Genomic DNA, 13,223 nt, shown 5'->3' with positions numbered 1-13,223 from the left:
CATAAAAACTATAGGCTTCCAAATAATTTGAGAAAGTTGATGGAAAACACTGAATAGCTAAGGAAGATGTTTTAGAGTTTTCTTTCTGGCCCTGGCACAAGCGTCTGCATGTGCCTTTTAAAAAGTAAGCTTCTGTTACTAGGCTTTTTTTGTAAAAATAAGCCAAAAACGTGGTCGCAAGCGTCCGCTTACACCCGCGTTTTAGCCCTCTAATGCAGAAACCAGAATACTTTAGCAAGAAAACAAAAAAGCCCTGAACCATTGCTGATTCAGGGCTTTCAAGTACCAGGAGCGGGAATCGAACCCGCACTTCCTAATGGAAACAAGATTTTAAGTCTTTCAAAGAATGGTTTCATATGAACCAAAATGTCGCTTATTTAACAATTAAAGCCATTTTTGATAACTCTAGCATTCATATAAAACCATAAAAAACCGCCATTTGTTTGACCTATGTTTGACCCATTTTTCGTATATTTACCTATACGACTTGCATTATGGCCTCCATCAAAATCATTCTCCGCAATAAATCCAACGCGCAGGGCGAACATGCCTTGGCTTTGCAGATTATCAAAGACCGCAAGACCTCGATCATGCACACGGGGCACCATGTTCTCAAGAAGGATTGGGACGAGGTTAATCAGCGCGTCAGAAAATCACATCCCAATTCAGCAAGATTGAACAATCTTCTGGCTAAAAAATTAGCGGAGGCCAATGACAAGCTTCTTGAGTTGGAAACCAATTCAAAAGACGGTTCCGCACGCACCATCCAAAAGGCTGTTAAAGGAACAAAAGAAGGCACATTTTTCAAGCAGGCAGAAATTTATCTGAGTAACCTCGAAAAGGAAGGAAAGTTTAACCGGCTTTCGAATGACAAACCCAAGGTTAACCGGCTGCGTGAGTTTTTGGGCGGTGATGTGAATTTCAGCGAGCTGGATACAGAAACACTCAAACGGTTTAAAGCCTGGCTTAAAGGTTCTAAAAAGGTGACGGAAAGAACCGCTGTCAATTATTTTGTCGTTATTCGCTCCATTTTTAACCAAGCTATTGCAGCCAATGTTGCCGACCGCAAGCACTATCCTTTCGGTAAAGGCAAGATCGTTATCAAGTTTCCCGATAGTGCAAAGCTCGGTCTGAACATGGATGAGATCAAAGCCTTGGAAGAAGTACAGCTTAAGGCGGCTGATAATCACGCCCGCAATCTATGGCTTTTATCATTTTATATGGCGGGAATGCGGGTATCGGATGTATTGCGCCTCCGTTGGTCTGATATTCATGACGGCCGCATGCACTATTCCATGGGCAAGAATGACAAAAGTGGATCCTTGAAAATCCCGGAAAAGGCTTTGCAACTGCTGGAGCAATATCGCCGGGATTCGGTGCTTGTCTTCCCAGACCTTGAAATAGTTGAGAACCTATCTGATAAATACAGTGTCCAGCACAGGATCAAATCACGCCTGCACAATATCAACAACCGCCTTGAGGCCGTGGCTTTGAAGGCAGGTATCACCAAGCCTTTGACTATGCACATAGCTAGGCATAGCTTTGCCCAGATAGCCAGTGACAAGGTTCCGGTGCAGATCCTGCAGAAGCTCTACCGCCACAGCAGCATCACCACTACTATCGGCTATCAATCCAATTTCACAACAAAGCACACTGATGATGCCTTGGATTCGGTGTTAGCCTTTTAGTTACCCTAACCTGCTATATGTACAGTGAGCCGAATAAGAGTTTTATTCGGCTCAATTTTGTTTTACATTTGAGCCGAATATAGGATATAATCGGCTCATGATCTATAACTGGCAACAATCTGACTGGCCTGATTTCAGGTATGGCCTGAGCGAGGTCGAGGATGCGCTATTCCGTTTTTCCGAGCAGACAGGACATGTCAGCGGCATACTGAAGGCAATGCCTGAAAAGATGCAGACGGAAGCCATCATTGACATCATGGTGGCCGAGGCAATCAAAACCTCCGAGATTGAGGGCGAGTACCTCAGCCGGAAGGATGTGGCTTCTTCCATCCGCAACCATCTCGGCCTCGCCCAGCCCCCAGGCTCCATCAAGGACAGGATGGCCCAAGGGGCCGGGGAACTGATGGCCGATGCCCGGAACACCTATGCCGAGGCGCTGACGGAGGAAAAGCTTTTCGGGTGGCACAGGATGCTCCTGAAAGAGAACAGAGGTATAAACATCGGCATGTGGCGCAGCCACGGGGAACCTATGCAAGTCGTCTCAGGCGCACTTGGTAAAGAGAAGGTACATTTTGAGGCCCCTCCCTCCTCCCGTGTGCCCGCCGAGATGGGCAGGTTTATCCAGTGGTTCAACGACACGGCACCTGGCGGGGCAAGGGAAATGAAGAAAGCCCCGGTCCGGTCAGCCATCGCCCATCTGTATTTTGAGTCCATCCACCCCTTTGAGGACGGCAACGGGCGGATTGGCCGCGCCATTGCCGAGAAGGCACTGTCACAGACTCTGGGCCGCCCGGTACTGCTCAGCCTTTCCAGAACTATAGAGGCCGACAAGAGATCTTACTACCAGGCTTTGGAGAAAGCGCAACGCGGCAATGAGATCACGCCCTGGGTCAACTACTTCGTGGGAATTGCTTTGAAGGCCCAAGGGCAGGCCATCGAGCTGGTGGACTTCATCCTGAAAAAGTCAAAGTTCTTCGACCGGTTCAAGGGGCTTCTGAATGAGCGGGAGGTAAAAGCGGTGAATAGGATGCTGGAGGCTGGCCCGGAGGGATTTGAGGGGGGCATGAGCGCGAGAAAATACATGTCTATCACCAAAGCCTCCAAAGCGACCGCCACACGGGATCTGCAGCACCTTCTGGAACTGGAAGCCTTGATTTTGGAAGGTGGCGGGCGTAGCACGCGCTACATTCTAAACATTTAGTTTGGTTCTTTGATTACCCGCAATTGTATTGCTCACAGCCCCAGTTCATCCGCGAAGGAGTAATACCCTTCCTTGGTGACAATCAGATGGTCGTGCACAGCGATGTCAAGAAATCTCCCCGCTTCTTTCAGTTTATTTGTCAGCGCTATGTCTGCCGCGCTAGGTTTGAGGCTGCAGGAGGGGTGGTTGTGCGCCAGGAGAATTGACGAGGCATTCGCTTTCAGGGCCGCGACAAATACCTGCTTAGGGTCCACTACTGTCCCAGCGGTGCCGCCCGTGGAGATGTTGCACAGCCCCAGCACATGACCTGCCCTGTTCAGCAGCATGATTTTTGCCTGTTCAATGAATTCCAGCTTGTTCTTGTCCCACGCCTGCAGGAATACTTTATAGGCATCTCTGGAGCAGGTGATCTTTGGGCGGGAAGAAGGACTGACCTTTGATCTATAAATAAGCTCTATTTCTGCAAGTTGGTAAAGCAAAGACATGATGGCACTCCTTTGTTATAGGAATGCAATCCTATAATAGCTTTGCCCATCACGCAAGCCCAAAAACTCACGTTCAAAATTCTCTGCGCTAAACCCTGCAACCGGTGCTAGATAATTTTTAGAAAAAATTTCACCGGAAGTTTGTACATGAGTAAACCATCGTTAACCCGCAAACAAAAACCTACGATTTCGGTAGAGGCAAAAATTATAACCCTTTCTTTCCCAGTTGCTTTCCAATCCAATCGAAGCAGATTTTAGTTTAATTCTGTTCAAATATAGACGATCGTTAAACCCTGAACAAAACGGGCTTTTCAAAATGAAGCAAGTGCTTGCCTATTACCGAGTTTCCACCACCAAACAGGGCCGCAGTGGCCTGGGGTTGGAAGCCCAGCAGAATATGATAGAGAATTACTGTAAGTTAAACGGGTGCACCATGCTCGGCGAGGTAGTGGAGGTAAAATCCACACGTAAGTACCGCACGGGGCTATTCCAGGCACTGGAGTTGTGCCGCCAGAGCAAAGCCACCTTGATTGTGGCTCGGCTGGATCGCTTGGGCCGGGATGTCGAACAGATAGCTGGTATCGTTAAGTCGAACGTCGAGATTATTGTAGCCGACAATCCTCACGCAAACCGCTTCACCATCCACATCCTAGCGGCAGTGGCGGAAGAGCAAAGGCAGCGGATCAGCGAGACGACTAAGGGGGCATTGGAGGCGGCAAGGAAGAGAGGTGTGGTGCTGGGGAAAAACGGCAAGGCCCTATCGGCCGCCAACCGGAAAGCGGCAGAGGAGTTCGCGCAGAAACTCTCGCCTATTCTGGCGCGGCTACGCAATCGAGGGATCACCTCCATGCGGGCGGTGTCGGCAGAACTTAACAGGAAGGGTGTCCCTACCTTTCGCGGGGAAGGCAGATGGCACCCCAGCACTGTGTGCACATTGGTAAACCGCCTGAAACAATGATCCAACCAGGCGGCGAAAAACAGTCAGAGATAACGCTTAGTATAATTTGGCACTCCTATTCCTTTTTGTCGCCAGTTTGATGCTTAATCCTTATGGTGACTGGTCGATGGTCTATAGTGGAAATGAGGCTCAACAATACCGGCAGGCATGGGATCAAACCCCGCATCAAGTTTTCCGCTTTGCGGTGACCAACCGGGTGCGAATTGTAATCTGGTAGTATGATCGGCACACAGGCTGAAACAGTCTATGTTGTAGATTTTCTTAGTATCGGTGCGGCATTTAAATTTCAACCTAATCCCTATCAACAATGAAACGTCACTTGTATAAATTCCTCATTTTGTTCATGGCCATGGCTGTGCTTGCTTCATGTAAAGAAGAGAATGAACCTATTCCAGATACTCCAAACCCAAATCCGGTAGACGAGAACCCGCCCTCCAGCTCCAATGCTTTGCTCATAAATGATCCTACTTTCAAAGCTGCCACAGGATTTACGTCAGCTAATGCAGCTGTTCAGCCGGACGGAAAGATTATCCTAGATGGTTATTATGCGGCAAATGGGCAAACTGTTATTAAAATTCTCCGCTTAAATAAAAACGGCTCACTAGATAGCAGTTTTGATATTGATCAAGATAAAAGCTGGATAATAAAGAACATTTCAGGCATTTTCATTCTGGCAGATGGGAAAGTACTTATCTGCGGTGAATTTACGATTAAAGGACAACGGGCTTTTCTTGCTCGGCTGACAACTACCGAAGCGTTGGACAATTCATATGTTCAACCGAACATTGGAGTTCCGGCAAGTGTCAATTTTCAACGTACTGCCAGTGGTAAGGTATTAGTCTCTACTACAGAAAAAACCTCAAGTGTTTATAATTACGTTGCAGCAAAATTATTCCGGTTAAACAGTGATGGCTCATTGGATAACGGTTTTAATGTGAAGAATTATGATGTGCCTAGCACGAGTGATGCATTTAGGTCTATTGTACCTCTTGTAAATGGTAAAATTATTATCGCGGGCATTTTCTCAGTAGGCGATGACAATATGAGAAGGCAGGATATTGCTCGCTTGAACGCTGATGGAAGCGTAGACTTTTCTTTTAATTTCAAAGAAAAGTTTAACTATGCGGCTTCCATTTCAAGAGTAACCGTGCAGTCAGATGGGAAAATCGTTATTTCTGGCGCATTTACCTGGATTACAGACCCTAATATTCGTGACGCTAATTATTACTATTATGGCATGGCACGTCTAAATCCAGACGGAGATATTGACCATAGTTTCAATGCCCCTAAAGCGTTTACTTACAGCAATTATATAAATGATATAACGACTTTATCTGATAACAGAATTTTAGCCCACTGGAAAAGCTTTACTAATAATCAAGCTAAAAGCTATATAGAATTCCTTGGCAATAACGGTGGAATTGACAACAGTTATGTTTTCCAATTCCAGTATAGTAATATTAATAGCATTTTAAGAGAAGCACCTGATCAATTTTTATTACTTGGCGAAATAACAGTAGACAACACAGTATATCCTATTATTCGGTTGAAGAAGCCGTAACCAAGCCTTTTGGATAAATTTTCACATCTAATCTCAAAGAAATATTACCGTAAATCAAAACCTAAGCGCTGTATCGCTAAAAAGCCAATGGGACGTATTCTATGCACTTATTATAATCCAGAAGTCAGAAATGACCTTTAAAGCAGCTGGGAATAACGCCGAAATCCCCGACATCAGGCAGCGGAGGCCGAAAAGCTGACAGAGTAGGCATTACCCCAAGCGAAACCAAGATGGCTAACAAGGAAGAAGCGGCAAGAGAAGCTGCCAGGAAAGCCGAACGCGCTGCTGAAGAAGCAAGAAAAAGAGCGCGTGAGGCAGAAGAAGCGGCTAGAAAAGCACGGCAGAAATAAGCAATGTTTTTATGCAAGACTCTTTTGGTTAAAGCCCCGGCACTATGTCGGGGCTTTGAAATTTAAAGAGAGACTGCAATACCGCCATTCTAGATTAATTCTTTCAGCTTACCCCATCTGTCATGCTGCATTGCTTTCATGGCAGAAATGCTACCTTCTCTTCGGGCTTTATCACGGCAAGCATACGCTGTTCTTTATACAGAGGATTTTCCGGCAATGCCGCCTTCTCCGGCTGACCTTTGAAGTGGAAATTAAAGGTAAATAACAGCAGGATGACAAAGCTGCGCCCTTTGCTTTTCTGGCGGTTCCGCTCCTGGATTTCCTTCATCTCCTCGATAAACTCCTGTTTGCGCTTTTCCCGCTCCGTCAGCTCATTGGCCACTTCCTTCCGGTTCTCGGTGAACTCCTGCCCGATGGTTTTCTTCTGCTCCTTCTCCTCTCCCGTGATCTCCTCTTTCGACTGCCTGAATTCCTCAAGATTGTTTTCCTGCGCCTGCTCTGTCTTTTTAGTCGCCTTTTCCCTGGATTCTGCGAATTCCCGGGCAAGCCTCTTTTTCTTTTCCTGGCTGTTCTCTTCTTCCTGCTCTTGCATGGTCTGTTTGTTTTCCTTGGTTATATCCTCACGGCTCTGCGCAAACTGGCTGGCTGCTTCCTGAGCGTTTTGTTTACCCTGCCCTTCCTGCTGCCCCGACTTACCGGACGAGCCGCCTTGTCTGGTGCGCATGAGCTCGATCGCTTCTTGTTCCGGGATAAGCTTCTCGCCCCGCATCCGGCTACGCACCTCCTTTATACGGATTCCTTTCAGCTGCCGGACCAGGTCAAAAGATCGTCCGTTTTCGTCCACCACCATAAAGGGGTTGCGCATGGAACCGGCAGCCACCATATAGCCTGCCTTTCTCGCTTCCCTGATGAATTCCGCCCCCGTCCGGGTTTTGCCCCAAAGCTCCGTCAAAGCGGCCTTCAGCTCGGGGCGGTGCTGGTTCCGGCGCGGGGTCGGGGCATGCGCGAAGACGCGCTCCATCTCCTGCCGCGCGCGGTCCTGCGCCAGGCGGCTGTAGCTGTCGGAGACAACCTTGCCGGTGGCATGGTCATAGCGCTCCCAGACCACATGGGCATGGGTGCGCCCTTTCTTCTCGTGCAGCACGATGATGCGCCGCTGGCTGCCCAGCCCCAGTTCCGCGCCCAGGATGTCCGCCGCCTTGAGCCAGTCCTCCCGGCCCATGCGCTGCGCCTCGGCCGGGGCCGGGTTGATCTGCGCGTGGTACAGCCCCTTCGCGCTCCGGGTGAGCTCGCTGTTGAGCTGCATCCCGAAGATGGTCTGGTGCAGGTAATCCTCCCTGGCGAAGGGCCGCCCGTCCACCTCCAGGATGAGGATGCCGTCATTGTCCCGCTGCGCCAGGAGATAATACCCGAGCTGGCGGCCATTGCCCCGCGTGTTGCCCCTAATGACCATGGCGCAACTCCAGCTGGATGGCGTGGGTGAGGATCTCCACGTTGGACATGGCCCGGCTGATGGCCTCCTCGGGGACCGAGACCGGGTCGCCGTTGAGCAGGCAGGTGTTCAGGGCATGGGCGATCTGGTTGACGTTGCTGCCGACTTTCCCAAGCTCGGCCTGGAGCCTGATCAGGGCCTCCCGCTCGGGCGTGGGTTTCGGGCGCAACGGCTTACAGCCAAGGCTGGCCGCACGGATAAAATCACTGGGGGAACGCCCCGCCTCTGCGGCGGTTTCCCAAAGCTGTTTTTTCTCGGCAGGCGTGAAGCGCACCCGGACGGTGACCGTGCGTTTCTCGTCGCCGCTTTTCTGCGGACGTGACATGGCTGTAATTTTTTAAGGGGGGTCAAGCGGGGGATTTCTCCCCCCTTGCAAGACGGGTTGAGGATACAAATTCCGAAGGTTTTTGTAGCCACAACCCACGTCTTGCAACTCCATCGAATATAGCGGACGGGGATGGAAAAGTCAAGTGTTACAGGTAGTTACCAAGAGCGCGTCCCTAATCTTACTTACTGGTTGGGCTGTGTAGCCGGGAAAAGAAAAAATATTTGGAAATATGGGGGCACTTTTCTAAGTTCAATTAAATCTTGGAAAGGCGATATGCAGGAACCGTTACCGTATAGCAGGTTTGGGGTGACGCCGGGGGAGCTGAGAAAGCTTCTCCGCTTGGAGTCGCATTCCGAGGTCAGAAACAAGGCGCTGCTGTTCCTGATCGGGATGGTGCTGCTGCCTGTTACCCTGGCCGGGGTGCTGTGGGGCTATGCGCGGGGGTACAAGCGGTTTGTCTTCCCGCTGGACAGGCTGCCCGTGTTTGCCCGCCTGCCCGCCATCGTGAAGCTCTCCATGCTGATCGGGGCTGTCCTGATCTGGGCAGTGCTGGTTGTGCTGGCCTTCGTCTTCTATGTCTTCGTCGAGGTGACGGATATCGCACCGATGGCGGTGCTGACGTATCTGGGCGTGAACCTGGTGCTTTCCTTTGTGGTCTATTTCTTTTTCGTGCTGTGGCGGCACGGCGTGAAAGAGCAGCTTGTCGAGGGCAACAAGTTCGGGTCCGCCCGGTTGGCCCGCGAACATGACCTGGTGGAGTACAAGGGCAAGTCCGGCTTTTATATCGGGGGCGGCTACACCTTCGCCGACAAGGGCCATATCCTGACGGTGGCCGGTACGCGGGGCGGCAAAGGCACGAATTTGATTATCCCCAATTTGCTGGGCTTGGGCGGCTATGAGGGCTCTTGGGTGGTGATTGACCCGAAGGGGGAGAATGCGGCCATCACAGCCCGATACCAGTTTGAGAGCGGGAAGGAGCTGGTGGTGCTGAACCCCTGGGGGCTGCTGCAGGAGCAGCTGGGGAAACCGGACTGCTACAACCCGCTGGATTTGCTGGCCGATAAGACAAGTTTGCACCTGGTGGATGACGCGCAGATGATCGCGGAGATGCTGGTGCCGGTGGAGAGCGGCGACAAGAACAAGTTCTTCACCGACACGGCCCGTTCCATCATTGCCGGGATCATCCTGCAGATCGCGGTCACCCAGGAGGCGGAGGACAGAAGCCTGCGCACGCTCTGGAAGTGGGTGCGGTATACCGGGGACCAGTGGCTGGACCTGATCGCAGAAATGCAGGTGAGCGATGACGAGGCCAATGGCGAGGTGATCCGCAACGCCGGAAACGAGATCAAGAAACTGATGGAGGGCGGCGAGGAAACGTTCGGCAATATCATATCCTCTGTCCTGCAGGCCACAGATTTTTTGAAATCCCCGGCCCTGGACGCCTCCATGCGGTCCGGCGTTGACCCGTACAGCATCGCGGACGGCAACACGGCACTGTACATCATCATCCCGGCGGATAAGCTGCAGAGCCATTCGCGCTGGCTGCGCCTGGTGGTGACCTCCATCCTGAGGGCGGCGATCCGCAAGCCCAATAAGCGGGTGTGTTTCCTGTTGGACGAGTTCGCCGCGCTGGGCTATCTGCCGGAGATCGAAATTGCCTTAAGCACCTATGCCGGGTATGAGGTGACGGTCTGGCCCATCCTGCAGTCGCTGATCCAGCTCAAGAATCTTTACGCGGAAAACTGGGAGAGCTTCACGGCCAACAGCACAATCCGGCATTTCTTCTCGGTGAACGACAACTTCACCGCCGAGTATGTGAGCAAGACCATCGGGCAGACCTCGCACCTAGTGACCAATAAGAGTTGGTTCCGGGTGATCGATGCCAAGTCCAACTCGCGGGACCTGGTCACGCCGGATGAATTACGCAGGAGTTCGGGGGAGAATATCTTTGCCTTTATGGGCAGCAAACCGCCGACTTATTTCCCGAAGAGGCCCTATTATCTGATACCTGAATTAATTGGGAAGGCGGATAGGAATCCTTATTTGTAAATTAGGCGATCAAAAATTTTATGTATCAAGAAATGATGGATTACAAAAGATTTCGGATGCGCGAAAACGACCCGACCCAAGCCGGAGAACGGGGCGAATGAGACAGGCACCTTTTATGATATACCCGGCCCTGCCCGCCATGTATACCTCATCTGGCCAGACGTCAAGCGGCAGTTTCTGAGTTATGCCTATCTGGTGGGAGGGACGTTCGACCCAGGCGAGGAAATGAACTTAAGCTGGATTTTTCAACTTACATTGTCACGCTCAAAGGTTACTGCTTCGAGGAAATATTCGATGCTATATAGGCTCAGTATCTAAAGAAAGTTTTCTAAACGTACATACGTTAGGGTGACAATAAAGATATAGTATTTCATGTTATTATTAAAATAAAACAATTGTTTACTATAATAATACAAAAATGAAAGTTGAAGATAATCAGTCGTCAAAAGAACAATCAAATGGCCGTGAAGTAAATATTTCAATATTTGCTGGTAATTCTAGAGTTTCATTGGATGAAACCAATCGCATCTTGGTAGAGCCACAGTTAATGGCTTTCGATGCTGCTTTAAAACGAGCCTCCGATTTGAGAATGCAAGTAAACAGCTTGCCCTATATATCTATCGCCTTTGACCACAAGGGAATTTTTAGAAAACAGTTCCTGAAGAGTGGTCTTACAAACTCACAAAAGCGGCATCCTAAGCTTTCTCAACTCACGCATGAGATAGTTACTCTTTTTGAGCCCTATGCACTTAAATATGCTATTGCTCTCAGTGATATTACAGTCATTCATGAAGATTCTGCCAGAATGCATGCAAGTTATATTATTGAAACTGGTAATCATCCGCAAGAACTCTTGCATTGGATGCAAGCATCTGTAGAATCCTTAGATGAAGATGATAAAGTAGATGTGGAAGATTCAACGACTCATAATACTAACCGTGTCACATGTGCTTTGGTTACAAGTGAATACTTTGCCAGCAGCGTTAAAAATAGCACTCGATCCCTAGAGGTATTTTTTGAAAATGACCCATGGTCCAGAGTTAGTGTGTATGTTAGGGGAGTAAAACTTATGGAAGGATTGGGTAGGGACATAAAAGTAAAGTTGCTCCTAGTTAGCAAACAAGGACGAGTTTTTGGGCGATGAGAAATTCTACAAACAATATCACCCTGCCATCAGGTATGTTTAAGAACATCTTGATTAAGCCGAGGGGAATGGCTTCGGCTGTTATAGTTGATGAGCGTGCTCTAAATCATCTAATTCAAGCTCAAGCATTATTACCTAGTAATATTCAACTTGTTTTGACCCGTGCATTTCAAAGAGAAAGTTTTTTTCTAAAAGTTGCAAGGGGTGGTGGGGCGGTATTGTTTGGAATTATATTTCCAAATCGGAAAGGTGAAATTTTGGATATATTTGGGCATAACGGCCATGCAACAGATGGTCGGCATTTGGACGTAGGGGTGATAAATTGCAATTCAGACATAAAGTTACTGCCATTTGGAGTGTTTACCCCACTTAAAAAAATAAAAGAGTTGTTTGAAAGCAATAAATTTGTGTTGAATAACGTTTTTGATGCATTAGAAAAAAGCAAATTCTCAATTCATAAAAACTATACAGAGTGTATGCAAATCCATTGTGATTTCATTGATTAAAGAAGAAAGCAGCATAATAAAGGCTGCTTTTCCGTTTTTATTTAGGAAATAGGGGTTCAGGCTGCAACCCTAAACATGCTCAACCGCCTTCTGAGCATAACAAGCTGCCGAAAGGATAAACCGCTTATCATCTTGCAAAGCAATTATCCACAATTGATATAAGTAGCGTGATGCTCCTGCGGTATCAACCGCCGACTTATTTTCCAAAAAGGCCTTATTATCTGATATCAGAATAAATTGGGAAGGCGGATAAGAATCCTTATAAGTACATGGACAGATATAAATATCCAAAAGTATTGGTCGAAAATTTACCACCCCTACCCCTCTTAAAATAGGAGGGGAGCTTTCAAAATATGTGAAAATATATAATTTAAATTGTCCTGCTACTTATTTACATATAATTTAATCTATTTTATAAATCTCTACATAATTTCAAAACTATAAATAATTATCTATTCTGATTTTGCCAATAGGCATTTAAGTCTTTATGATTTTTGTACTGATATTCAAAACTTCCAATTTTTGTATCATTTTTATCAAGTAAACCAGCAATTTTATATGTTGATTGAAAACCCGCTTCATCATTATCCATGAAAAGAAAAACAGAATCAATATTTTCTCTCATACTGATTATTCTTTCTGATACTTCACCACTTAAGGAAGTCGAATTAAGAATAAAGCTGTGATGGATCGGATGCTTTATTTTCTTCATTTCTAACCAACTCAACCAGTCCCAAAAACCTTCAAAAACATCCGCCTTTTCACAATCTTTTAGCGGCTGAATGTAAGTTGATGCCTTCGCACCAATACATGTTTTGAAACATTCCTGCCGCTTTGGATTAGGAATACTGACCTCATAGCCGCCTTTATCATTCTCAAACAAGATGCCGTAATATTTCTTTCCTGTCACCGTGTCTAGGATATAGCCCTGCTTTAGATACAAGTTTGCCAGTTCATAAGAAATCCGGCGGCGCTGCAGCTCCTCTTTCAGGCCGATAAAGGTGATGCGGTCGGCAATCTTTAAAATTTTGTAGCGCGGTGGCTGTTGCTTTGGCCGGTGCTGTCCCTGCTCCTTCTTAGTGCCAACATTCCCTTTTTGGTAAGCGGAAGGGTTAAGCCTTGCCAGTTCCTGCAACGCTTCCTTGATGCCGAAACGGCGGTCTTTGTGGTGGTAATCGCTCCACAGATCCAGCCCGTCCCCGCCGATGCCCTGGGCTTTGCCGCTCCCTGTCTGGCCGAAATCATGCCATTTGTTGGTTTTGGGGTTGATTTTGAAGGAGGCTGTTTTCTCCCCCGGTCTGAACGGGGAGAAATACCATACCTCCCCTTTCCGGTCGGTGTGGGAGTAGCGACCGCCAAGATGCTCAACGATGATCTGCAGCGGGATTTGCTTTGCCTGGGCAATGTTCATGGGGTCACCTTTCCGGTGGGATGGTTGAAGAAAAAGCCCCGCGTTTTTGC

At 48.2% G+C, this 13,223-nt stretch carries 11 protein-coding genes; 7 read left to right on the top strand and 4 right to left on the bottom strand.

All coding sequences use genetic code 11. The annotated features are described in order from the left end of the window. The first annotated feature begins 494 nt into the window (after positions 1-494). Positions 495-1,688 carry a site-specific integrase gene (locus FHS90_RS06110; RefSeq protein WP_182512374.1) on the top strand — a complete coding sequence of 398 codons (1,194 nt, stop codon included), beginning with the start codon at positions 495-497 and terminating at the stop codon, positions 1,686-1,688. Positions 1,689-1,785: 97 nt separating this feature from the next. Next, entirely contained in the window at positions 1,786-2,889 is a 1,104-nt protein-coding gene (locus FHS90_RS06105) for a Fic family protein (protein ID WP_182512373.1), read from the top strand. Between the two features lie 32 nt (positions 2,890-2,921). On the opposite strand, the gene FHS90_RS06100 is transcribed toward FHS90_RS06105, so the two are convergent. Further along, positions 2,922-3,374 (bottom strand): JAB domain-containing protein, encoded by a 453-nt coding sequence (locus FHS90_RS06100; RefSeq protein WP_182512372.1) that lies wholly within the window; start codon positions 3,372-3,374, stop codon positions 2,922-2,924. Positions 3,375-3,600: 226 nt separating this feature from the next. On the opposite strand from FHS90_RS06100, the gene FHS90_RS06095 reads away from it, so the two are divergent. Together FHS90_RS06095 and FHS90_RS06090 are read left to right on the top strand one after the other, a co-directional pair. Beyond that, complete coding sequence (locus FHS90_RS06095; RefSeq protein ID WP_220483001.1) at positions 3,601-4,332, top strand: recombinase family protein; 732 nt, start codon at positions 3,601-3,603, stop codon at positions 4,330-4,332. A 307-nt stretch (positions 4,333-4,639) separates the two neighbouring features. Beyond that, positions 4,640-5,893, top strand: a complete 1,254-nt coding sequence (locus FHS90_RS06090; RefSeq protein WP_182512371.1) for a delta-60 repeat domain-containing protein — start codon at positions 4,640-4,642, stop codon at positions 5,891-5,893. Positions 5,894-6,379: 486 nt separating this feature from the next. Here FHS90_RS06090 and FHS90_RS22260 read toward each other — a convergent pair whose 3' ends face one another. Then, on the bottom strand, positions 6,380-7,696 hold the full coding sequence (locus FHS90_RS22260) for a relaxase/mobilization nuclease domain-containing protein (RefSeq protein WP_220483000.1): 1,317 nt from the start codon (positions 7,694-7,696) through the stop codon (positions 6,380-6,382). Then, positions 7,686-8,060, bottom strand: a complete 375-nt coding sequence (locus tag FHS90_RS06080) for a plasmid mobilization protein (protein WP_182512370.1) — start codon at positions 8,058-8,060, stop codon at positions 7,686-7,688. Before FHS90_RS06080 ends, FHS90_RS22260 begins: the two co-directional genes overlap by 11 nt. A 342-nt stretch (positions 8,061-8,402) precedes the next feature. Between FHS90_RS06080 and FHS90_RS06075 the strand changes: the two genes are divergently transcribed. The 3 genes from FHS90_RS06075 to FHS90_RS06065 all read left to right on the top strand — a co-directional run bounded on the left by FHS90_RS06075 (position 8,403) and on the right by FHS90_RS06065 (position 11,762). Then, complete coding sequence (locus FHS90_RS06075) at positions 8,403-10,112, top strand: type IV secretory system conjugative DNA transfer family protein (RefSeq protein ID WP_246386724.1); 1,710 nt, start codon at positions 8,403-8,405, stop codon at positions 10,110-10,112. Between the two features lie 418 nt (positions 10,113-10,530). After that, complete coding sequence (locus FHS90_RS06070; protein ID WP_182512368.1) at positions 10,531-11,256, top strand: hypothetical protein; 726 nt, start codon at positions 10,531-10,533, stop codon at positions 11,254-11,256. A 35-nt stretch (positions 11,257-11,291) separates the two neighbouring features. Then, positions 11,292-11,762 carry a hypothetical protein gene (locus tag FHS90_RS06065; protein ID WP_182512367.1) on the top strand — a complete coding sequence of 157 codons (471 nt, stop codon included), beginning with the start codon at positions 11,292-11,294 and terminating at the stop codon, positions 11,760-11,762. A 448-nt stretch (positions 11,763-12,210) separates the two neighbouring features. Here FHS90_RS06065 and FHS90_RS06060 read toward each other — a convergent pair whose 3' ends face one another. Further along, positions 12,211-13,173, bottom strand: coding sequence for a DUF8464 domain-containing protein (locus tag FHS90_RS06060; protein ID WP_182512366.1), 963 nt, complete (start codon positions 13,171-13,173; stop codon positions 12,211-12,213). Positions 13,174-13,223: the final 50 nt, after the last annotated feature.

It is taken from the genome of Rufibacter ruber (assembly GCF_014138425.1).
Lineage (GTDB): Bacteria > Bacteroidota > Bacteroidia > Cytophagales > Hymenobacteraceae > Nibribacter > Nibribacter ruber_C.
Note: the sequence above shows the minus strand (reverse complement) of the source record. Positions and strands in the feature narration are given on the sequence as shown.